The sequence below is a fragment of the Pseudomonas sp. BIGb0278 genome (assembly GCF_024809895.1).
GTDB classification, from domain to species: Bacteria; Pseudomonadota; Gammaproteobacteria; order Pseudomonadales; family Pseudomonadaceae; genus Aquipseudomonas; species Aquipseudomonas shirazensis.
Map to the genome: position 1 here is coordinate 53,038 of NZ_JANUEL010000004.1, position 21,490 is coordinate 74,527.

A 21,490-nucleotide genomic window follows, 5' to 3' on the forward strand; every position below is an offset into this window, starting at 1 on the left:
TGGTTCGTCCAGTGGTCCGACCAGCCTGCGCTGTGCATCGCGCTGCCTATACTGTCAGGAGCACCTCGCTGGAGGCGGTCGATGTTCGCGCTCATGCAAAGCACCCGCACGCAGTCACTGCACCTGTTCGTCGATCCACCCAGCGGCCTCAGAGCCGTGGTGGCGATCCACAACGAGCAGTTGGGCCCTGCCATGGGCGGCTGTCGCTACCTGGCCTATGCCGACGACGAAAGCGCCGTCACCGACGCCATTCGCCTGGCTCAGGGCATGAGCTACAAGGCTGCACTGGCAGGCCTGGCACAGGGCGGTGGCAATGCCGTGATCATGCGCGGCGCCCATGTGGAAAACCGCGCAGCACTGTTCGAGGCGTTTGGCCGCGCGCTCGACAGCTTGAATGGGCGCTTCATCACTGCCGTCGACAGTGGCACCTCAACCCTGGACATGGACTGCATTGCCCAGAGCACTGCCCACGTTACCAGTACCACCGCTTCGGGAGACCCCTCGGCACATGCAGCCATCGGGGTGTTCGCTGGCATCCGGGCCACAGCAATGGCACGGCTGGGCACCGATAATCTGGAAGGCTTGCGGATTGCTGTACAGGGCTTGGGCAACGTTGGCTTCGCGTTGGCCGAGCAACTGCACGCGGCGGGCGCGGAACTGTTGGTCAGCGATCTTGACGCGGGCAAGGTACGTTTGGCGGTGGAGCAATTCAATGCCCAACCAGTGACCAATGATGCGCTGGTCAGCACCCCGTGCGACATCTTCGCACCTTGTGGCGTGGGTCAGGTACTCAGTGGCCAAAGTGTCACGCAATTACGCTGCGCTGCCGTGGCGGGGTCTGCCAACAACCAGCTGACGACCCTGCAGGTGGCTGATCATCTGGAAAAGCGCGGGATCCTCTATGCGCCGGATTACGTCATCAATGCCGGTGGCTTGATCTACGTGGCACTGACCCACCGTGGCGAGAGCCTCGGCACCATTACCGCGCATCTGGCCCGAATTCCGTCACGCCTGACCGAAGTGTTCGGCCATGCCCAGGCGGAAAAACGCTCGCCAGCGCGGGTGGCGCAGATGCTGGCGGAGCGCTTGCTGTATGGCTGACGGCAGTTATTCTGCCGCGTTGCCCTCAAGCAATTCGGCCAAGGCATCGGGCTGGCTCTTGAACGCTCGGGCGAACACATCGCGATTCTTCGCCATGTAAATGCCGGCTTCCTCGACTTGTTGTTCGGTCAGCGACGGCACCGCTTTTTGCAGCACATCAGCCAGGCGCTCGGCCAGCTCGAGCATCTTGTCGTGACGATCCGCTTCGGCTTTATCCATGAACAACTGCTCCGGGTCGCGACTGCTGCGGTATACCACTTCGACGGCCATTCATCACCTCTGTGCCTTTATAGCGGGTTATGCAAATAATTTACTGTATGGGTGTACAGTACTCGCATAGGCCACCCCAGCGCAACCCGATAGTGGCCATTTATCTGCACGAAAGCGTAGCTCATAGGTGCCTTGCGGCAATCGGTCGCCTTCCAACCCTCGTGTCTGGCCTTTTAACTGCATGGCACAAGCGTCACACAGGTGGCGCACCATCCTTCAGTCGTATCGGGGAATCGAGCATCGTGAACATCAAATGGGCAGAAAAAATGCGCAAGGGCCTGCACGGCTCTGCCGACTCGCTGGGCAACCTGTGCGTCGAGGGGTTTCACTACCTGGCGTTGTTCGGTATCGGCGGAATTACCGCGTGGGCGGCGGTCGAGGCGTTTCTGGACATGCTCAGCAAGGGCGGGGTCAGCGTCGATGACATTCTGCTGCTGTTCATCTACCTGGAGCTGGGGGCGATGGTCGGGATCTATTTCAAGACCAACCACATGCCGATCCGCTTCCTGCTGTACGTGGCAATCACGGCCCTGACGCGCCTGCTGATCGGCGATGTGTCCCATCACAAGGCGCCGGACGTCGGCCTGCTGTACTTGTGCGGCGGCATCTTGCTGTTGGCCTTCGCGATTCTGGTGGTGCGCTATGCATCCTACCGCTATCCCTCAAGCCGGGCGCTGGACGCTCACGGCAAGGAAGTCGACGAAGGCCGCTAGCGCTCAGTTGGCGAGCTGGCTGGCGGCGTGACGTTGCTGGCCAGGGTCGCGGGTGAGGGCGGCGAGTACCTGTAGCGGGTTTTCGCCTTGTTCGATGGCCAGGCCCAGACGGATGCTGTCGATGACCCGCTGCAAGCGTACCGGATCGTTGCGTTGGGCCTGGCTGATCAAACGCTTGGCGACGGCGCCGCTGTCGTCGGACAGGGTCAGCATGATGCTGCCGTCGAGGCGGGTGATGCTCAGGTTGACCCGATAACGCGGGGCGAAGGCATTGCTGATCTGATCGAATGGATTGTGCATGGTCGCGGATCTGCAGGTTAACTGGATGGAAAAGTTGACCGGGTATCCGCGCAGATGGTTCACAGCCGCTGATCGGCGTGGCTTTGTGGTGAGTTGGTTGAATCAGAAAGGGCCGCGGAGCGGCCCTTGTGCAACTAACCGAACAGCGCTGTCATCACTCCTCGATTTCTTCGTTCACTTCCAGCACTACACGCTTGCTGCGCAGTTTGCCGAACAGGTGATCCAGTGCGTGGTCGAGCTTGGTCGTGGCACCCTCTACAGCCTGCTCCAGCGAAGTGGCCGTGTGGCTTACGGAAATCGGTTGATGGCCTTTGGGGCGAGCCTCCATCTGGCAACGTTTGTCATGCGGTCCGGGCTTGGCGCCGTTGTCGTCGCGCAGGTGCACCTCGATGCGGGTGAGATCGTCCTCGTAACGTTCAAGACTGCTCTCAAGAGTACTGCGTACCCACTCTTCAAGCCGGATGCTGCCGTCGATCTGGTTGCTGCTGTTGACTTGGATTTGCATGACTTCAATCCTTATTCAGCTTGCTCGCAAGAGTCGCCCAGGCCATTGAGGCCTGTGGAAATTTATCGCCTCTTGACTGTAAGGTCAGGCATCCGAGCGGCGATTTCAAGCCCTTTTAAAATATAAATTTTTTGAATTAAATCAGCGCTGGATGGACGCAGCCGAGCGCAGCATGATTCGGCTTGGGGCGCCGATGCGCCCCTCACCCCGTCAGAATTCGACCGAGGTCTGAACGTACAACGTGCGTGGCTCACCGACATATTTGCCGCGATTGTTATCGTCAAACGAGCGCGTGTAGTACTCGCGGTTGAACAGGTTCTTCACCCCAACGGCGAGCTTCAGGTTAGATAGCTGCGGGCCAAAGTCGTAGCCCGCGCGGGTGCTTACCAGCATGTAGCCGGGGATGCGCCCATTGGCGCCATTGGCGCTTTCCTCGCGAGTGTTGGCGTTGTCGGCGAACTGGCTGCTCTGGAAGCTGCTGTCCAGGTTCAGCTGCCACGGCCCATCGGTATAACCCAGGCCGAGGGTGCCCTTGTGACGAGACGAGAACGGCACCTGATTACCCTTGTTGGCGCCGTCTTCACGGATGGTCGCATCGACGAACGCGTAGCCAAGGTGCACATCGAAGCCGCTTAATGCCGGGCTCAAACCATCGAGCGCGTAACGCAGGCTGGTCTCGATGCCCTGGTGGCGCGTTTCGCCGCGTGCGATGACCGCGTCGTTGCTCTGGTTGCTTTCATATTGGTTGTCGAAATTGATCAAGAATGCGCCGATCTCCGCCTGCAGGTCGCCATTGTCGTAGCGCGTGCCGACCTCCCAGGTGCGGGCTTTTTCCGGCTTTACTTCGCCGCTGCTGACGCGATTGGGCATCTGGCTGTACTGCACGCTGCCGAATGAGCCTTCAGTGTTGGCATACAGATTCCAGCTGTCGGTCAGGTGGTAAAGCACGTTCAGGGCGGGCAGGGCGGTGTTGTAACTGCCCTGGTAACGCTGGCCGCTGATCTTGTTGCTCTGCTCGGAGTCGATCATCTCGTAGCGCACGCCCGGGGTGATGGTCCAGCGGCCGATATCGATACGGTCGTCCAGGTAAATCGCATGCGCTTCGGTGCTGCCGCGGGTGTCGCGACCGAGAAAGCTGCTGCTGGTCGGCAGGTCGCCATTGACCGGTGCCTGGTAGCGCAACTCGTGGCCGGCTTCGTTGATGTAACGGTAGCCGACGCCGATTTCATGCCAGCTGTCACCCAGGGCCAGGCCTTGCGAGAAGCGCGTTTCGATGCCGCGTACCCAGTATTCGCGTGGCGACAGCGAGACGAAGTTGCCCTGGTCCAGATAGCCGCTGCGCAGGGTCTTGGTGAAGAAGCTGTTGATGCTGACCTGGCGATCATCCTGCTTGTAGTCGTAACCGACGTTGACCAGCGTGCGCCGGCCCCAGAACTTGTCCTTGAGTCGGGTCGACTGATATGGATCGGCGTCGTAGGCTGCCTGGCTCAAGCCGCCGGGCATCTCGGCTTCGCCTTCATAGTATTGCGCCATGGCGTGCAGGCTGTTGGCCTCATCGAGCTGCAGCTTGCCCTTAAGCATCAAATCGTCGATCTGCGTATCGCTGTGCTCACGCCAGTCGCCGCCGCGGCTGCCGGAATACAGCAGGGCGCCGCCCAGGCCATTGGCGTTGGTGCCGCCGACCAGCAGGTTGGCGCTGTTCTTGATGCCATCGTGGCTGGACGACGGCGTCAGCTGGTTCTGCATGGCCGCCTTGAACGTGGCCTGTTCGGGGATCGCCCGGGTCACGAAGTTGACGATGCCGCCGACGTTCTGCGGCCCATAGCGCACCGCACCGCCGCCGCGCACCACGTCTACCGCGTCCATGTTGCCCAGGCTCAGTGGGGCCAGCGACAACTGTGGCTGGCCATACGGCGCGAACGGCACCGGGATGCCGTCCATCAGCACCGTCGAGCGCGAGGCCAGGCGCGGGTTGAGGCCGCGGATGCCGAAGTTCAGCGCCAGGTCGTGGCCGCCGGTGCCGCTGGTGTCCGGCGCATTCACCCCTGGGATGCGGTTGAGCACTTCACGCGGGCTGCTGGCGCCGCTGCGTTCGAACTGCTCGCGGCGGATCACGTCACGTGCGCCGGGGTGGTCGAAGACATTGTCGGCTTGCGCTTCGGCCAGCCAGTCACCGACCACGGTGGACGCGCCCAGCTCGATCGGCGCGCTGGCCGCAGGTGCCGCGACAGGCTGCAGGCTGAAGGCATTGGCACCTTCCTGGCGAGCTTGCAGGCCGCTGCCGCGCAGCAGTGCCTCCAGGCCCTGATCGAGCGCGTACTCGCCTTGCAGGCCCGGGCTCTGCAAGCCTTGGGTGAGTTGCGAACCGTACGAAATCAGCGCACCGCTCTCGCGGCCAAACTGGTTCAAGGCCTGCTCCAGCGAGCCGGCGGCGATGTGGTACTCGGCGGCCAGCACGGCAGGCGCGGCGAGGCTGAAGGTGGAGGCAAGCAACAGGGCGAGGGAGCTGGGACGCAACAGCATGAGCGGGTCCTTGAGAGGGGGTCTGCCTTGTCTGTCACGCGAGCTTGCAGAAATGGCTCAGGTTATTTGAAAAATACTTGCTGACTAGCCAACGCGGCGCTCGACCGTGACCCAATAGCGGGTGAAACGGCGCACGCTGACCGGCAGTGCCACTTCGAGCATCTGCAGGATCCGCTCGCTGTCATCCAGCGGATAAGAGCCGGAAATACGCAGGTTGGCGACTTGCTCGCTGCAGCTCAAGCGGCCGTGGCGGTAGCGACCAAGGTCGTCGAGAAAGTCCGCCAGGCGCATTTGCGCGGCCACCAGCATGCCGTCGACCCAGGCACCGCGATCCGCCTGCAACGGCGCAATACCCTGCCAGCCAGCGTTGGCAAAATCTGCCTGCTGGCCCGCCAGCAATGACTGCCCGTCGAGACTGGCGCGGCCGCTGTACACCGCCAGTTGGCTGAAGCCGCTGAACTGACGCAGGTTGAAGCGCCCCGGTTCTAGCCGCAGCACGCCTTCGGCGCTGCGCAGCAGCATTGGCCGGCTATCGTTGACCACCTCAACTTGCAGCTCGCCCTCGACCAACCGCAGCAGCCGCTGCTGGCTGTCGAAGCGCACATCGGCGGCGCTGCCGGTGTTGAGTTGCAGCTGGCTGCCGTCATCGAGGGTTAGCCGCCGGCGTTGGCCGACCGGGCTGCGGTAGTCGGCCAGCAGCCCCGGCACGGGGCTATGTTGCTGCACAGCGAGCCCGCTTGCGCTGGCCACACCAAGCAGCAACAAAGCCTTGAGCGCACGCCGCCGGGCAGGCGATGGCGGCGCCTGCAAAGTCGCATGCACAACGGGCGAGGCGACCCCACGCAAGCGCTGGTTGACCTGTTGGATATGCGCCCAGGCGCGCTGGTGCTCGCCGTCAGCCTCCAGCCAGCGCTGCAGCGCATGCTGCTGGCGCGCGTCGAAATCATCGCCCTGGGACTCGATCAGCCAGTGCACCGCCTGCTCGGCGACCTCGGCGCCAAAGCTGCTGTTCACAGGGCGAAGTAGCAGCGCAGGGCTGCCTTGCTCAGATAACGCTTCACCGTGGCCAGCGAGATACCCAGTTCACGGGCGATTTCGCTTTGCCCGAGGCCATCGACCTGGGCCAGCAGGAAGGCGCGCTTGACCAGCGGCGGTAAGCCGTCGAGCAGGCGGTCCAGCTCCAGTAGGGTCTCGAAGATGATCGCCTTCTGTTCTTCGCACGGGGCGAACTGCTCAGGCACCTGCGCCAAAGCTTCGCGGTAGGCGCGTTCCAGCTCTTGGCGGCGGAAGTGATTGCACAGCACCCGCTTGGCCACGGTGGCGAGAAACGCCCGCGGCTCTAGCAGTTGCGGCGCCTCGCGCGCCTGGAGCAGGCGCAGGTAGGTGTCCTGGGCCAGATCGGCAGCGCTGTGCGGGCAGCCCAAACGACGCCGCAACCAGCCGGTGAGCCAGCTGTGATGCTCGTGATAGAGGCCTTCGACGGTTGCAGAAAGGGCGCTGGACACCGTAACGACTCCGGCGCTGATAGGCGCGAGTGCTAGTAAGAATGGTTCGCATTGTAATTTCCCTGCAGCATGTCGGCAATCCTCAAAAAACCGATAGCAGCCGCAGCCGAGCTTTGCTTATGAGAATTGAAATCATTATTATTGATGGCTTCAATTAGCGGACCTTGTCATGAAGCGCAAAGCTGGCGGGATTCTCCTGAGCTATCGACTGGCTGTAGCCTCGCGCTGCCTGGCGGCCTTGCTTGGCGGCTACCTGCTGGCGTCGATGGCAAGCGTCTGTATCACCTTGCTGGTGCCCATGACCCCGGTCGACGCGACCTTGACCGGGATGATGCTGTCGTTCGTGTTTTACCTGCTGGCGTTCATCTGGTGCTTCGCCTGCCGCACGGCCGCCCGCGCCTGGCTTGGTGTACTGCTGCCAAGCCTTGCGCTGGCGCTGATCAATGGGCTGGCTTACTGGATGAAGAACCCATGAAAGAAGGCTTTCGCCAGGCCATGGCCTGGCTGCACACCTGGACTGGGCTGCTGTTTGGCTGGCTGCTGTTCGCAATTTTCCTGACCGGCACGCTGTCGTACTTCAAGGACGAGATCACCCACTGGAGCCAGCCCGAGGTACAGCGCCATCAGCTCGACCCGGCTGCCAGCCTTGGCCTCGCCCAGCGGTATCTGCAGAGCAACGCCGCCACTGCCGGCAGCTGGTTCATTCGCCTGCCCAGCGACCGCGAACCTGCCCTCAGCGTCAGCTGGCGCGACCCCAACGCCACCGGGCGGCGCGGTTTCATCAGCCATGAGCTGGACGCGCGCAGCGGTGAGAGGGTAGAGGTGCGCGACAGCCGCGGTGGCGACTTCTTCTACCGCTTCCACTTCCAGTTGCAGATGCCGCACCCGTGGGGCCGCTGGCTGGCGACTTTCTGCGCGCTGATCATGCTGCTGGGGCTGGTCACCGGGATCATCACCCACAAGAAGATCTTCAAGGAATTCTTCACTTTCCGCCCAGGCAAGGGCCAGCGCTCGTGGCTGGACGGCCACAACGCGATCGGCGTGCTGGTGCTGCCGTTTCACCTGATGATCAGCTACAGCAGCCTGCTGCTGTTCATGTACATGGTCATGCCGGCGAGCATCATGGCGGCGTACAAGGGCGAATCCGACACTTACTTCAGCGAGCTGTTCGGCCGTGACGAAGCGCCCAAGGCCGCCGGCGTGGCAGCGCCGCTGACCGATCTGCCGGCGCTGTATGCCAAGGTGCAGACCATCGTGCCCGGCGCCCGCATCGGCTACCTGCAGGTTGCCAACCCCGGCGACAGCAATGCCCGGGTGACCGTGACCCAGGCCGCCGCCGATCACGTCGCCTATCAGCGCAGCGCCAACTGGACCTTCGATGGCGTCAGCGGCGCGCAGCTCAGCCAGGGCGAGCCGGAAAGCGCGGCGATGATGACCTCGTTCACTATCGCCGGCCTGCACATGGGCAACTTTGCCGGGCCGTGGCTGCGCTGGTTGTACTTTGTGTTTGGCGTGGCCGGTACTGCGGTGATCGGCACCGGCCTGGTGATGTGGCTGGGCAAGCGCCAGCTCAAGCATGCCAAAAGTGGCCGCTTGCCGTTCGAGTTGCGCCTGGTCGAAGTGCTCAATATCTCCAGCATGAGCGGGCTGTTGCTCGGCGTGGCAGGGTTCTTCTGGGCCAATCGGTTGCTGCCAATCGGCATGCCGGGACGGGCTGATTGGGAGATCAACGTGTTCTTCCTGGCCTGGGCCCTGTCGCCGCTGCACGCGCTGCTGCGGCCGGGGCGCAAGGCCTGGGGCGAGCAATTGGCGCTGGGGGCACTGGCGTTTGCCGGGCTGCCGCTGCTCAACGCGGTGGTCACCGGCCACGGCCTTGATCAGTCGATCGCCCGGGGCGACTGGGCCATGGCCGGCTTTGACCTTACCGCGCTGGGTACCGGGCTGTTCCTCGCCTGGGCCGCTGGCAAGATGCTGCGCACGCCCAACGTGCAGGCCAAGCGCGCACCGCGTGCTGCCAAAGCCGCCTCGACCACGGCCGAGGTGAACTGATGCTGAGCGTTGCTCTGATCACCTTCGCCGGGCTGGTGGCCCTGTGTCTGGCGATGGAAAAGCACTTCGGTGAGCTGCTCAAGCGCAAACCCAAGCCTGGGCAATTACCTGCCCTGCGTTGGGCTGGCTGGGCGCTGCTGGTGCTGTCGCTGATCCTTGCTGTCAACGTTCGCGGCCTGGCCTTCGGCCTGGTTGAGTGGTTCGCGCTGGTGATGGCCGGGCTGACCCTATGGGTGTTTGGCCTGCCTTATCAGCCACGGCTGTTGCTTGGCCTGGCCCTGGTCAGCGTGCTGCTCGGGCCGGTGCTGGCTGCGCTGGGTGTGTGAGCGCTTGAACGAGCCAACGCCCAGCAACCCGGCAGACGCCGACGCCGCCAGTGGCCGGGCGCGCTTCGTCCAGGTGTTTCTCGCCCAGCGCGGGCGCATGGAAGCACTGGTCAGCCGCCGGGTGGGCTGCCGGGCGACCGCGGCGGACCTGGTGCAGGAGTTGTTCCTGCGCTTCTGGCGCCGGCCCGAGGTCAAGGTCGAAGCACTGGATACCTACCTGCTGCGCTGCGCCGGTAACCTGGCGATCGACCACCTGCGCAGTGAGGGCAGCCGTGGCCGAGTAGTCGAAGGCTTGCCGGTTGCCGATGACAGCCCGGCGCCAGAGCAGGCGCTGGCCGCCGAGCATGATCTGCAGCGGATCGAGACCGCGTTGCGCGGCCTGCCCGAGCGCAGCCGGCAGATATTTCTGCTCAGCCGCGTCCACGGCTGCACCTACGGCGAAATCGCCAAGGCCATGCAGTTGTCCCAGAGCGCTGTGGAAAAGCATATGATGCGCGCCCTCGAAGCGTGCAAGGCAAGCGTTGCCGCGCCGCGCAGGCCAGGAGGCGGCCGATGACCAGCCACACCGAGCCAAGCAGCCAGGCTCCCGAGCAGGCGGCGCTGCATTGGCTGAACCGCATCGTTCACAATCCAGGCGAAGCCCAGGCTGCGCCGTTCAAACGCTGGTTGCTGGCCGACCCGGCCAATCGCGAGGCGTATGCGCACGCAGAGCATGTCTGGCAACTGAGCCAACTGCCGGCGGCCAAACTGGCCGAAGAACAGCAGGCCAGTCTGCAGCCATACCTGGACGCTATCCGCCAGGCTCGCCAGCCCAAGCGCTGGGGCCGTCGTGGTGGTGCTCTGGCTGTCGCCGCCTGTCTGCTGCTGGCGCTGGGCAGCATCGGCGGCTGGCAGCCGCAGCATTGGTTACAGGATGCCCAGGCCGACTACCGCAGTGGCGCTGAGTTGCAGCAAATCACCCTGGCCGATGGCTCGCAGATGACCCTGGATGCGGGCAGCGCGGTGGCGGTCGACTTCGATCACGGTGAGCGGCGGATTCAGCTTTTACGCGGCGCAGCCTTCTTCAAGGTGACCCACACCGGTCAACCCTTTCTGGTCGACGCCGCTGGCGGTGAAGTGCGCGTGCTCGGCACTCAGTTCGAAGTACGCGAGCAAGGCGAGGGCGCCCAGGTCACGGTGCGCAGCGGGCGCGTTGCGGTAACGCCGACGGCAGGTCAGTCGGCCCGCGAGCTGACGGCCAATCAGCAACTGGCCTATGCCGCAGGCCGCGCCGGGCAGATCGAAGCCGTCGACAGTGACAGCCGCCTGGCCTGGCGTCAGGGCTGGCTAAGTTATCAACAGGTGCCGTTGGCCGACGTGCTGGAAGACCTGCGTCGCTATTACCCAGGGCGGATCGTGCTGCTCGATGACACCCTGGGCCAGCGCCTTGTCAGTGCCAGCATCCCGGCCAATCAGCCGCTGCTGGCGCTGGATTCGCTGGGCCAGGTGGTGGGTTTCTCGCGGCAGACGTTGCTCGGCCGGCTGACTTTGCTCACATCATCAGCCGCCTCTGAAAAATAATTGCGAATTGTTGTGAGGTAACCGGCGACGCCATCCGTGTAGTGAGTGAAAAGCGATTCATTCGCATGCGATCACCCCTCTTTCAGGTCAGCGTCCATGAAGTTCACCTCGCGTTGCGTTCCCCTCTGGCTGGGTCTTGCCAGCCTGTCCGGCGCCGTCGTTGCCCCGCCTGCCAGTGCTGCGGCGCAAGCACAGCTGTACAGCTTCGCCCAGCCCAGCCAGCCGTTGCCGGCAGCACTCAACGCCTTTAGCCGCACCACCGGCCAGAGCCTGGTCTATACCGTCGAACTGCCCAACCTGCTGGCCCCGGCCTTGAGCGGTTCGCTCAGCGCCGAACAGGCCTTGCAGCAACTGCTGGGCAATGCCGGCCTGAGCTGGCGGCGCGTCGATGCACGCACCCTTACGCTGGAGCCGGTGGACACTTCCGGTGCGCTCAACCTGCAAGCGATCAACGTCAACTCGCAGAGCGACCTGTACAGCTATCAACCCCCCGCCAACGCCTCGATCATGCGCGGCCAGGGCGCGGTGCAGGACATCCCCCACACCATCAACGTGGTCCCGGCCCAGGTCATCCGCGACCAGGCGCCGCGCAACCTGGACGATGCCCTGGCCAACGTCAGCGGCATCACCCAGGGCAACAATTTCGGCGGCACTGCGGACACGGTGATGAAACGCGGTTTTGGCGACAACCGCGACGGCTCGATCATGCGCGACGGCATGCCGCTGGTGCAGGGGCGCAGCCTCAATGCCAGCACCGAGCGGGTCGAAGTACTCAAGGGCCCGGCCTCGTTGTTGTATGGCATCCAGGACCCGGGCGGGGTGATCAACGTGGTCAGCAAGCGCCCGCAACTTGAGCAGTACAACGCCTTGAACCTGCGCGGCTCGACCTACGGCAGCGGCAAGAACGGCAGCGGCGGCGGCTTCGACAGTACCGGCGCGCTGGGCGACACGCCGCTGGCGTACCGGCTGATCGTCGACCACGAAGACGAAGACTACTGGCGCAACTACGGCGTGCACCGCGAGTCGATGGTCGCGCCGTCGCTGGCTTGGTTGGGCGAGGATACGCAAGTGGTGCTGGCCTACGAGCACCGCGAGTTTCTCTATCCGTTCGACCGCGGTACCGCCTTCGGCAGCAATGGCCACCCGTTGAATATCCCGGCAACCCGGCGTCTTGATGAGCCGTTCAACGACATGCAGGGGCGCAGCGACCTGTACCGGCTCGAGCTGGACCACCAGCTCAGCGACGACTGGAAGGTCCATGCCGGCTACAGCTTCAACCGCGAAACCTACGATGCCAGCCAGGTCCGCGTGACCGGCGTCAACGAGGCGCGTGGCACCTTGACCCGGAGTATCGATGGCACCCACGGCGCGATGAGCCGCGACCAATTCGCCACCGTCAGCCTGAACGGCAACCTCGAATTGGCCGGGCTGCGCAATGACCTGCTGCTCGGCCTTGATCACGAAGACCGCAAGGTGTTTCGCGGCGACCTGATCCGCCAGACCAGCCGCTCGACCTTCAGCTACCAGAACCCGGTGTATGGCCAGGAGGTGGAAGGCAGCAACGTGCGCGCCAGCGACAGCGACCAGACCGACAAGCTGCGCACCGACTCGCTGTTCGTGCAGGACGCGCTGCACCTCGATGAGCACTGGATTCTGGTGGCCGGCGCGCGCTTCCAGCAGTACGACCAGTACGCCGGCCGCGGCCGCCCGTTCAAGGCCAACACCGACAGCAATGGCCAGACCTGGGTGCCGAATGCTGGCGTGGTGTACAAGGTCGATGAGCAGTTGTCGCTGTATGCCAGCTACAGCGAGTCGTTCAAGCCCAACTCGACCATCGCGCCGATCAGCGTCGGCGCTGGCCAGACCCTCACGCTGGATGGCAGCATCGCTCCGGAGGAGGGCAAGTCGTGGGAGCTGGGGGCCAAGCTGGACATGCCTGGGCAGCTCACTGGCAACATTGCCCTGTTCGACATCACCAAGCGCAATGTCCTGGTCGCCAATGGCACCAGCGACACTGGCACGATCATCTACAGCAACGCCGGTGAAGTTCGCTCGCGTGGGCTTGAGATGGACCTCAGCGGCCAGCTCAGCGAGCGCTGGAGCCTGATCGGCAGCTATGCCTTCACCGATGCCGAAGTGACCAAGGATCCAGAGCTCAAGGGCAAGCGTTTGCAGAACGTGGCGCGCAACAGTGGCTCGCTGTCGGCGGTGTATGATTACGGCAGCCTGTTCGGCGGCGACCGCCTGCGCCTGGGCGCTGGCGCCCGCTATGTCGGCGAGCGTGCCGGCAACGCGGCCAATGACTTCGACCTGCCGGCCTACACCGTGGCCGATGCCTTCGCCAGCTACGAAACCCAGCTCGACGAGCACAAGGTGCGTCTGCAACTGAACGTGAAGAACCTGTTCGACAAGGTCTATTACAGCTCGGCAGTGAATAGTTACTTCGTTGCTGTTGGCGATGCACGCCAGGTCAGCCTGTCGACCACCCTGGAGTTCTAACCGCGCCAGGCTGCCCGGTATTCGCCAGGCGTCGCCGCAAAGGCCTGGCGGAAACGGTTGCTGAAGTGGCTGGCGCTGGCAAAACCGCAGTGCAGGGCAATCTGCAGCAAGGGCTGTTGGCCGTAACGCAACATCTGGCAAGCACGCTGCAGGCGGCGGGCCAGCAGGTATTGATGCGGCGGCAGGCCGAAGCTTGCACGAAACATCCGCGCAAAGTGGTATTCGGAGAGGTTGCAGCGCAGTGCCAGCTCGCCGAGGCTGAGCGGCTGGTCCAGGTGCGCTTCGATGTACTCGGCCAGTTGCCGGCGCACACTTGGCGCCAGGCCGCCCTTGAGGCGTAAGCCCTGGCGCAGCCCGGCCTGGCTGAGCACCGCATGGTCGACGATGGCATGCGCCAGGCTGCTCGCCAGCAGGCGTTCGCCGGGTTCGTCCCAGGCCATGCCGATCAGCTGGCGAAAGCGCTGCGCCTGCTCGCGGTCATCGACGAAGGTCGCTTCGCGCAGCTGCATTTCCCGCGGTTCACGGTCGAGCAGGCGAATGCAGCCGAGGGCGAACTGTTCCTCGCTGATGTACAGGTGGGCCAGGCGGATCGAGCCGTTGACTACCCAGTTCGACTCGGAGCCAGCCGGCATGATGCACAGCTTGTTCGGGGCGCCCTTGTCCGAAGGGCGCTGACGGCGAAAGGTGCCGGTGCCGTCGCTGATGTAGCACGACAGCGTGTGGTGGCTCGGCGCCTGATAATCGCGGGCGTCGTCGCGGTTGCTCCACACCGCCGCCGACAGGCCGTCAGCCAGCTGCACGCTGTGCTCCAGGCGTGCGTTGGGCGCCGCATGCATGACGTTGAAGACTTGCAACTGGCTGAATGGGGTCATGGTGAAATCCTCTGATTGCCATCCTACTGCGCTGGCGCGCGGATGGCAGCCGCTGGCGACGCAAAAGCGCAAGTTTGTGCAAGCGCCGCGAGCAGCCGAGCCGGACACTGCCTGCATCGTCATGCCTTGCCAGAGAGTCCCGCCATGAACCTGTCGCTGTACCTGCTGACCGTACTCATATGGGGGACCACCTGGATCGCCCTGAAACTGCAGTTGGGGGTGGTCGCCATCCCGGTATCGATCGTCTACCGCTTCGCCCTGGCCGGGCTGCTGCTGTTCGTCATCCTGGTGCTCACCCGTCGCCTGCAACCGATGAACCGGCGCGGGCATCTGATCTGCCTGGCGCAGGGCTTGTGCCTGTTCTGTGTCAACTTCATGTGCTTTTTGACCGCCAGTCAATGGATCGCCAGCGGCCTGCTGGCGGTGGTGTTCTCCACGGCAACCCTGTGGAATGCGCTGAATGCGCGGATATTCTTCGGCCAGCGCATCGCCAGCAACGTGCTGGCCGGCGGTGCACTGGGCCTGCTCGGGCTGGGGCTGCTGTTTTCGCCAGAACTGAGTAGCCACGGCGCCAGCCGCGAAACCTTGTACGGGATCGGCCTGGCCTTGCTTGGCACGTTGTGTTTTTCGGCAGGCAACATGCTCTCGAGCATGCAGCAGAAAGCCGGGCTGCGGCCATTGACCACCAACGCCTGGGGCATGCTCTACGGTGCCGGGATGCTGGGAATGTACTGCGTGCTGCGCGGGATTCCGTTCGACATGGAGTGGAACAGCCGTTACATCGGCTCGCTGCTGTACCTGGTGATACCGGGTTCGGTGATCGCTTTTACCGCGTACCTGACCCTGGTTGGGCGCATAGGCCCGGAGCGGGCCGCGTACAGCACGGTGCTGTTCCCGCTGGTAGCGCTGAACGTGTCGGCGTTTGCCGAAGGCTACCAATGGACCACGCCAGCGTTGTTGGGCCTGGTGGCGGTGATGGCAGGCAACGTACTGGTTTTTCGCAAGCCCAAGGTCAAGCGGCCCGAAGCTGTAGCGGTGGCGCCGTAGCCTTTAGATCGCCGGGGCCGCTTTGCGGCCCTTTCGCGACACAAGGCCGCTCCTACACGGGTCCCTGTAGGAGCGGCCTTGTGTCGCGAAAGGGGCGCGAAGCGGCCCCCAACGGTAGTGATCAGTGCTTCCAAACCTGCGGATTGACCAAATCCCGCGGCCGCTCACCAAGCAGCGCTGCGCGTAGGTTGTCCAGCGCGCGGTTGGCCATCGCCTCGCGGGTTTCGGCGGTGGCCGAGCCGATGTGCGGCAAGGTCAGCGCGTTGGGCAGCTGGAACAACGGCGACTCAGCCAGCGGCTCATGCTCGTAGACGTCCAGGCCCGCGCCACGAATGGTCCCGGCCTGCAGCGCCTCAATCAGCGCCGCCTCATCCACCACCGGCCCGCGGGCGATGTTGATCAGGAACGCGCTGGGCTTCATCAGTTGCAGCTCGCGGGCGCCGATCAGCTTGCGCGTAGCCTCCGACAACGGCACCACCACGCAGACGAAGTCGGCTTCGGCCAGCAGTTGCTCGAGGCTGCGGTACTGCGCGCCGAGCTCTTGTTCCAGTGCCTGCTTGCGGCTGTTGCCGGCATACACGATCGACATGTTGAAACCGAAGCGGCCACGCCGGGCAATCGCCGCGCCGATATTGCCCATGCCGATGATACCGAGGGTCTTGCCGTGAACGTCAGTGCCGAAGCGCTCCGGGCCGACCGTGGCCTTCCAATTGCCGGCCTTGGTCCAGGCATCCAGCTCGGCGGTGCGTCGGGCGCAGCCCATGATCAGCGAGAAGCCGAGGTCGGCGGTGCTTTCGGTGAGCACGTCGGGGGTGTTGGTCAGGGCGATGCCGCGCTCGTTGAAGTAGTCGACGTCGTAGTTGTCGTAGCCGACCGATACGCTCGATACCACTTCCAGCTTGGCCGCGCCTTCCAGTTGCGCGCGGCCGAGCTTGCGCCCGGCGCCGATCAGGCCGTGCGCCTCTGGCAGTGCTTCGTTGAACTGGGCGCTGATGTCACCCAATTTGGGGTTGGGCACGATCACGTTGAAGTCGTGCTGCAGGCGCTCGGCCATGGCCGGGGTAATGCGGCTGAAGGCCAGGACGGTCTTTTTCATCGGCAACTCTCTGCAAGGCGCTACGGGTATGCCGGCCTCGACCGCGTAGGTCGAGGCTGGCGCCAGAACAATGCATAGCAACCTACCATTGGTCCCGGCCCCAATGCAGCAGCTTTTTCAGTGGGCAACCAGCAGCTCGTGGGTTTTCAGGTCGGCTTCATGGGCGGCGAGGATCTCCGGCAGCGAGTTGCGCAAGTACTCGACCCAGGTCTTGATCTTGGCATCCAAATATTGCCGGGACGGGTAGATCGCGTACAGGTTCAGCTCCTGCAGGCGGTAGTCCGGCATCACCCGCACCAGGCTGCCATCGCGCAGGCCATCGATGGCCGAGTAGATCGGCAGCACGCCCACACCCATACCCGAGCGGATCGCGGTCTTCATCGCATCGGCTGAGTTGACCTGAAACGGCGAGCTGTTGATGTTGACCAGCTCCTGGCCCTCAGGCCCGTCGAACAGCCATTTTTCCAGCGGAATGACCGGGCTGACCATGCGCAGGCAGGCGTGCTTGAGCAGATCGGCCGGCTTGTGCGCCATGCCGTGGCGGGCGACGTATTCCGGCGAGGCACAGACGATGCTGTAGGTGATGCCCAGCCGCTGCGAGACGAAGCCGGAGTCGGGCAGCTCGCTGGCGAGCACGATCGACACGTCGTAACCCTCGTCGAGCAGGTCCGGGACGCGGTTGGCCATGGTCAGGTCAAAGGTCACGTCCGGGTGGGTTTCGCGATAGCGAGCGATGGCATCGACCACGAAGTGCTGGCCGACGCCAGTCATCGAGTGCACCTTCAACTGCCCGCCGGGCCGCGCATGGGCGTCGCTGGCTTCGGCTTCGGCTTCCTCGACGTAGGTAAGGATCTGCTCGCAGCGCATCAGGTAGCGCTTGCCCGCTTCGGTCAGGGCAATGCGCCGGGTGGTCCGGTTGAGCAGGCGGGTTTGCAGATGGGCTTCCAGGTTGGAGACCGCTCGTGACACGTTGGCGGTGGTGGTATCCAGTTGCACAGCGGCGGCGGTGAAGCTGCCCAGCTGGGCCACGCAGCTGAACGCACGCATGTTTTGCAGGGTGTCCATGGGTCACTCTCAAAATAGAGGCCGAAATTGTGACATGAAGTTACGAATTCGTTGCTTCGACCAAAGGCGGATTATCGCTGTTTTGGTAACAAAGATTCGCAGGATTATGCGCTTATCGCCAGTCCGGCGGCCCCCTAGAATTGCCCGGCCTCATCCACTTCTCGGGAAATCGCAGCTGTGCCGCGTCGCATCATCGGAGCGCTGAATGCGCTCAGTGCCTGTGCCCTGAGCCTGACCTTGTCGGGCTGTATCGGAACCTGGGGCATCGCCCCGCAAACCCAGACGCTGCAAGCCAACACCCTGCTCACTGACCACGCCATCGCCGAGGCCGCCACGGACGCCCACTGGCCGCGCCAGCAGTGGTGGCAGGCCTACGGCGATCGCCAGCTGGATCGCTGGCTGGAACTGGCCATAGCCGACAGCCCAAGCCTGGCCATGGCCGCCGCGCGGGTCCGCGAAGCGCGGGCGCTGGCCGGTGTCAGCGAAGCGGCCGAGCAGCTGCAGGGCAATGGTCAGGCAAACCTGAAACGGCATAATTGGCCGGAGGACCAGTTCTACGGCCCCGGTGCGCTGTCGGGTGCCAACACCTGGGACAACAACGCTGGCCTTGGTTTGAGCTACGCGCTCGACCTGTGGGGCGGTGAGCGCAGTGCCAGCGAGCAGGCGCTCGACCTCGCGCACATGAACGTGGCCGAAGCGCGGCAGGCCCAGCTCGAGCTGGAAAACAACCTGGTCAAGGTCTACATCCAGTTTGCCTTGTACTTTGCTCAGCGCGACATCGTCCAGGCCGAGCTTGAGCAGCAGGAGCAGCTCGTGGTCCTGGCCAGGCGTCGCCTTGACGGCGGCATCGGGACCCACTTCGAAGTCAGCCAGGCCGAGGCGCCGCTGCCCGAAACCCACCGCCAGCTGGATGCAGTCAACGAGGCGATTGCCCTGGCGCGTAACCAGCTGGCAGCGTTGGCAGGCAAAGGCCCGGGCGAGGGCGCGCAGTTGCAGCGGCCGACTCTGGCCCTCGCCGCGCCGCTGCAATTGCCCTCGACACTGCCCGCCGAACTGGTCGGCCAGCGCCCGGATGTAGTCGCCAGGCGGTGGCAGGTGGCGGCTCAGGCGCGCGGTATCGAAGTCGTCCACGCCAGCTTCATGCCCAATGTCGATCTGGTCGGCAGCCTGGGGTTCATGGCCACCGGTGGTGGTGCGCTGGCGTTTCTCAGCGGGCGCAAGTTCAACTACAACGTCGGCCCGGCGATCAGCCTGCCGGTGTTCGATGGCGGCCGCCTGCGGGCACAGCTGGGGGTGGCTTCGGCCGGTTATGACGTGGCGGTGGCGCGCTACAACCAGACGGTGGTCGGCGCGTTGAAAGGCATCTCCGACCAGTTGATCCGTCGTGAGTCGATGCACGAGCAGGCGCACTTCGCCGAGCAGTCGGTGGCCGCCGCGCAGAAGACCTACGACATCGCCCTGGTGGCCTTCCAGCGCGGCCTTACCGACTACGTCAACGTGCTCAATGCGCAGACCTTGCTGTTTCGCCAGCAGCAGATTCAGCAGCAGGTACAGGCCGCGCGCCTGACTGCTCACGCCGAGCTGGTCACGGCGCTGGGCGGCGGCTTGCAGGCCGGGGACGACGTGCCCGCGCCAGCGCAACAGGCCGCGCCGAAACCGCCGGCCAGCCTGGCCATAGTCGATCGTCTTGGCGACCGCCGATGAGCCTGCTCTGGAACTGGCTGCACAGCCTGGAATGGCGCCGCGGCTTCTTTGCCTGGGCGCGCACCGACGGGGTGACCTGGGTGTACATCTTCAAGGTGCTGGTGGCGGCGTTCATTACCCTGTGGCTGGCCATGCGCCTGGAACTGCCGCAGCCGCGCACGGCGATGATCACCGTGTTCATCGTCATGCAGCCGCAGAGTGGGCATGTCTTCGCCAAGAGCTTTTACCGTGTGTTAGGCACCTTGGCGGGCTCGGCGATGATGGTCGCGTTGATTGCGATCTTCCCGCAGAACAGTGAGCTGTTCTTGCCAAGCCTGGCGCTGTGGGTCGGCCTGTGCTCGGCCGGGGCCATGCGCTATCGCACCTTCCGTGCCTATGGCTTCGTGCTGGCCGGCTACACCGCAGCGATGATCGGCCTGCCGGTACTGGAGCACCCCGATCAAGCCTTTATGGCGGCGGTGTGGCGGGTGCTGGAAATCTCCCTGGGCATCCTCGTGTCGACCCTGGTCAGCGCGGCGATCCTGCCGCAGTCGGCCAGCGCCGCCATGCGCAACGCCTTGTATCAGCGCTTTGGCGTGTTTGCCGGGGTGGTGGTCGAGGCGCTGCGCGGCAACACTCAGCGCGACCGTTTCGAGGCCAGCAATGTGCGCTTCATCGCCGAGGCGGTGGGCCTGGAGAGCCTGCGCAACGTCACCGCCTTCGAAGACCCGCACATGCGCCGTCGCAGCGGCCGACTGGTGCGCATGAACAGCGAGTTCATGGCCGTCAGCACCCGCTTCAATGCCCTCTATCAATTGCTCGAACGGCTGCGCGCGCGCGGCCCTTTGCAGATTGTCGGCGCCATCGAGCCGGGCCTGGAAACCCTCGTCGAGCTGCTCGAACCCTACGTGGGCCGGGCCCTGACCGAAGCCGACGCATTGCGCCTGACCCTCGAACTGGCCGCCTACAAAGATGGCCTGCAAGCCCAGGTGCGCGGCCTGCGCAGCGAGTATCTGCAAACCCATCCCAGCGAAGCCGAGCTGCTCGATTTTCATACGGCCTTTGAGCTGCTCTATCGCCTGGTCGACGAGATGTTCAGCTATGCCCAGACCCACGCCTCACTGTCGGCGCACCGCCACCAGCGCGAGCAGTGGGACGAACCGTACGTGTCGCGGACCAACTGGCTGGTGTCGCTGGCGGCGGGCCTGCGCGCCTCGGCGGTACTGCTCTTGCTCGGCAGCTATTGGCTGCTCAGCGACTGGCCGAGCGGGGCGATGATGACCCTGATCGCGACCGTCACCGCCGGTCTATCGGCGGCTTCGCCAAACCCCAAACGCATGTCGTTCCAGATGGCCTGCGGCACTTTGCTCGGGGCCTTCATTGGCTTTTTCGAAACCTTTTTCGTGTTCCCCTGGATCGACGGTTTCCCGCTGCTGTGCATGGTGCTGGCGCCGGTGTTCGTGCTTGGCGCGTTTCTCTCGTCGCGACCAGCCTATGCCGGTTATGGGATCGGCCTGCTGGTGTTCTTCGCGATCGGCTCGGTGCCGAACAACCTGACTGTGTACAACCCGTACACCTTCATCAACGACTACATCGGCATGCTCCTGGGCATGCTGGTCTGCGCCGCCGCCGGGGCCATCATCCTGCCGCCGAACAGCCGCTGGTTATGGAGCCGGCTGGAGCAGGACTTGCGCGAGCAGGTGCTGTTCGCCATCGGTGGGCGCCTGCGCGGGCTCGGTTCGGCCTTCGACAGCCGCACTCGCGACCTGCTCCATCAAGCCTACGGCCTGGCTGCCGGCAAGCCGCAGGTGCAGAGCCAGCTGATGCGCTGGATGTTCGTCGTGCTGGAAATCGGCCACGCCGTGATCGAGCTGCGCAAGGAGCAGCACAACGCACCCGTGCACCCGGCCTACGCCGAATCGCAGCCGTGGCGCCAGGCGATCCGAGTCATGGGCCGTGCCCTGGCGCGGTTGTTCCTGCAGCCCAGCGCCAGCAACCACGAACGCGCGCTGGTCGCCGTCGACCACGCCATCAGCCGCGTGCAGACCACCGACGAGCCGTTCGCCCGGCACTTCGACACCTCGCTGCTGCGCCGTGCGCAGAGCTACCTGCACTTCATCCGCAGCTCGCTGCTCGACCCGCAATCGCCACTGGCGCAAGGACTGCCGCATGCCCCGTGAAATTGCCTTCCATGGTGTGTACATGCCGACCATGACCTTGTTGTTTCTGCTTGCCGCAGGACTGGCCTGGGGCCTCGACCGGTTTATCGCCAGCCATGACGGCTACCGCTTCTTCTGGCACCCGGCGCTGCTGCGCCTGTGCCTGTTCATCTGCCTCTTTGGCGCGCTGGCGCTGACTGTCTACTGGTGAGAACCC

21 protein-coding genes are annotated in these 21,490 nt (G+C 64.2%); 12 read left to right on the forward strand and 9 right to left on the reverse strand.

The annotated features are described in order from the left end of the window. The first annotated feature begins 81 nt into the window (after positions 1 to 81). Positions 82 to 1,101: a Glu/Leu/Phe/Val dehydrogenase dimerization domain-containing protein gene (locus tag M2396_RS15635; protein WP_101322079.1), complete on the forward strand. Its 1,020-nt coding sequence runs from the start codon at positions 82 to 84 to the stop codon at positions 1,099 to 1,101. Between the two features lie 6 nt (positions 1,102 to 1,107). Here M2396_RS15635 and M2396_RS15640 read toward each other — a convergent pair whose 3' ends face one another. Then, a complete protein-coding gene (locus tag M2396_RS15640; protein ID WP_101322078.1) occupies positions 1,108 to 1,371 on the reverse strand; it encodes a YebG family protein in 264 nt (87 codons plus the stop codon). A gap of 242 nt (positions 1,372 to 1,613) precedes the next feature. Between M2396_RS15640 and M2396_RS15645 the strand changes: the two genes are divergently transcribed. Beyond that, positions 1,614 to 2,084 carry a phosphate-starvation-inducible protein PsiE gene (locus tag M2396_RS15645; protein WP_101322077.1) on the forward strand — a complete coding sequence of 157 codons (471 nt, stop codon included), beginning with the start codon at positions 1,614 to 1,616 and terminating at the stop codon, positions 2,082 to 2,084. A 3-nt stretch (positions 2,085 to 2,087) separates the two neighbouring features. Here M2396_RS15645 and M2396_RS15650 read toward each other — a convergent pair whose 3' ends face one another. The 5 genes from M2396_RS15650 to M2396_RS15670 form a co-directional block, all read right to left on the reverse strand. Then, a complete protein-coding gene (locus M2396_RS15650) occupies positions 2,088 to 2,384 on the reverse strand; it encodes a DUF3509 domain-containing protein (protein WP_101322076.1) in 297 nt (98 codons plus the stop codon). 154 nt (positions 2,385 to 2,538) lie between these two features. Next, positions 2,539 to 2,889, reverse strand: coding sequence for an HPF/RaiA family ribosome-associated protein (locus M2396_RS15655; RefSeq protein ID WP_101322075.1), 351 nt, complete (start codon positions 2,887 to 2,889; stop codon positions 2,539 to 2,541). 210 nt (positions 2,890 to 3,099) lie between these two features. Continuing rightward, positions 3,100 to 5,412, reverse strand: coding sequence for a TonB-dependent Fe(3+) dicitrate receptor FecA (fecA, locus tag M2396_RS15660; protein WP_259075892.1), 2,313 nt, complete (start codon positions 5,410 to 5,412; stop codon positions 3,100 to 3,102). 84 nt (positions 5,413 to 5,496) lie between these two features. Beyond that, positions 5,497 to 6,426 (reverse strand): FecR domain-containing protein, encoded by a 930-nt coding sequence (locus tag M2396_RS15665; protein ID WP_150570678.1) that lies wholly within the window; start codon positions 6,424 to 6,426, stop codon positions 5,497 to 5,499. After that, the gene (locus tag M2396_RS15670) at positions 6,423 to 6,917 is read right to left on the reverse strand and encodes a sigma-70 family RNA polymerase sigma factor (protein WP_101322072.1); all 495 of its coding nucleotides are present in this window, start codon (positions 6,915 to 6,917) and stop codon (positions 6,423 to 6,425) included. The genes M2396_RS15665 and M2396_RS15670 overlap by 4 nt, the downstream gene beginning before the upstream one ends. Positions 6,918 to 7,086: 169 nt before the next feature. On the opposite strand from M2396_RS15670, the gene M2396_RS15675 reads away from it, so the two are divergent. The 6 genes from M2396_RS15675 (at position 7,087) to M2396_RS15700 (ending at position 13,351) form a co-directional block, all read left to right on the forward strand. Next, on the forward strand, positions 7,087 to 7,392 hold the full coding sequence (locus tag M2396_RS15675; RefSeq protein ID WP_101322071.1) for a DUF3649 domain-containing protein: 306 nt from the start codon (positions 7,087 to 7,089) through the stop codon (positions 7,390 to 7,392). Further along, positions 7,389 to 8,966 (forward strand): PepSY domain-containing protein, encoded by a 1,578-nt coding sequence (locus tag M2396_RS15680; RefSeq protein WP_259075895.1) that lies wholly within the window; start codon positions 7,389 to 7,391, stop codon positions 8,964 to 8,966. The genes M2396_RS15675 and M2396_RS15680 overlap by 4 nt, the downstream gene beginning before the upstream one ends. Continuing rightward, complete coding sequence (locus M2396_RS15685) at positions 8,966 to 9,292, forward strand: DUF3325 domain-containing protein (RefSeq protein ID WP_181107783.1); 327 nt, start codon at positions 8,966 to 8,968, stop codon at positions 9,290 to 9,292. The genes M2396_RS15680 and M2396_RS15685 overlap by 1 nt, the downstream gene beginning before the upstream one ends. A gap of 4 nt (positions 9,293 to 9,296) precedes the next feature. Next, positions 9,297 to 9,848, forward strand: a complete 552-nt coding sequence (locus tag M2396_RS15690) for an RNA polymerase sigma factor (RefSeq protein WP_259075899.1) — start codon at positions 9,297 to 9,299, stop codon at positions 9,846 to 9,848. Next, complete coding sequence (locus M2396_RS15695; protein ID WP_259075901.1) at positions 9,845 to 10,852, forward strand: FecR domain-containing protein; 1,008 nt, start codon at positions 9,845 to 9,847, stop codon at positions 10,850 to 10,852. Before M2396_RS15690 ends, M2396_RS15695 begins: the two co-directional genes overlap by 4 nt. A gap of 96 nt (positions 10,853 to 10,948) precedes the next feature. Beyond that, positions 10,949 to 13,351: a TonB-dependent receptor gene (locus tag M2396_RS15700; RefSeq protein ID WP_259075903.1), complete on the forward strand. Its 2,403-nt coding sequence runs from the start codon at positions 10,949 to 10,951 to the stop codon at positions 13,349 to 13,351. Here M2396_RS15700 and M2396_RS15705 read toward each other — a convergent pair. Continuing rightward, positions 13,348 to 14,223 carry a helix-turn-helix domain-containing protein gene (locus tag M2396_RS15705; protein ID WP_259075905.1) on the reverse strand — a complete coding sequence of 292 codons (876 nt, stop codon included), beginning with the start codon at positions 14,221 to 14,223 and terminating at the stop codon, positions 13,348 to 13,350. The two genes, M2396_RS15700 and M2396_RS15705, sit on opposite strands and share 4 nt — an antisense overlap. A gap of 144 nt (positions 14,224 to 14,367) precedes the next feature. On the opposite strand from M2396_RS15705, the gene M2396_RS15710 reads away from it, so the two are divergent. Beyond that, entirely contained in the window at positions 14,368 to 15,270 is a 903-nt protein-coding gene (locus M2396_RS15710; RefSeq protein WP_181089702.1) for a DMT family transporter, read from the forward strand. Positions 15,271 to 15,391: 121 nt separating this feature from the next. Here M2396_RS15710 and M2396_RS15715 read toward each other — a convergent pair whose 3' ends face one another. Together M2396_RS15715 and M2396_RS15720 are read right to left on the reverse strand one after the other, a co-directional pair. After that, positions 15,392 to 16,366 (reverse strand): D-glycerate dehydrogenase, encoded by a 975-nt coding sequence (locus M2396_RS15715; RefSeq protein ID WP_101322064.1) that lies wholly within the window; start codon positions 16,364 to 16,366, stop codon positions 15,392 to 15,394. Between the two features lie 117 nt (positions 16,367 to 16,483). Continuing rightward, complete coding sequence (locus M2396_RS15720; protein ID WP_101322063.1) at positions 16,484 to 17,431, reverse strand: LysR family transcriptional regulator; 948 nt, start codon at positions 17,429 to 17,431, stop codon at positions 16,484 to 16,486. A 177-nt stretch (positions 17,432 to 17,608) separates the two neighbouring features. Here M2396_RS15720 and M2396_RS15725 point away from each other — a divergent pair, with 177 nt between their 5' ends. The 3 genes from M2396_RS15725 to M2396_RS15735 are packed head-to-tail and all read left to right on the forward strand — an operon-like array spanning position 17,609 to position 21,484. Beyond that, complete coding sequence (locus M2396_RS15725; protein ID WP_259075908.1) at positions 17,609 to 19,135, forward strand: efflux transporter outer membrane subunit; 1,527 nt, start codon at positions 17,609 to 17,611, stop codon at positions 19,133 to 19,135. Further along, positions 19,132 to 21,294 carry an FUSC family protein gene (locus M2396_RS15730; protein WP_259075909.1) on the forward strand — a complete coding sequence of 721 codons (2,163 nt, stop codon included), beginning with the start codon at positions 19,132 to 19,134 and terminating at the stop codon, positions 21,292 to 21,294. Before M2396_RS15725 ends, M2396_RS15730 begins: the two co-directional genes overlap by 4 nt. Further along, positions 21,284 to 21,484 carry a DUF1656 domain-containing protein gene (locus M2396_RS15735; protein WP_101322060.1) on the forward strand — a complete coding sequence of 67 codons (201 nt, stop codon included), beginning with the start codon at positions 21,284 to 21,286 and terminating at the stop codon, positions 21,482 to 21,484. Before M2396_RS15730 ends, M2396_RS15735 begins: the two co-directional genes overlap by 11 nt. Positions 21,485 to 21,490: the final 6 nt, after the last annotated feature.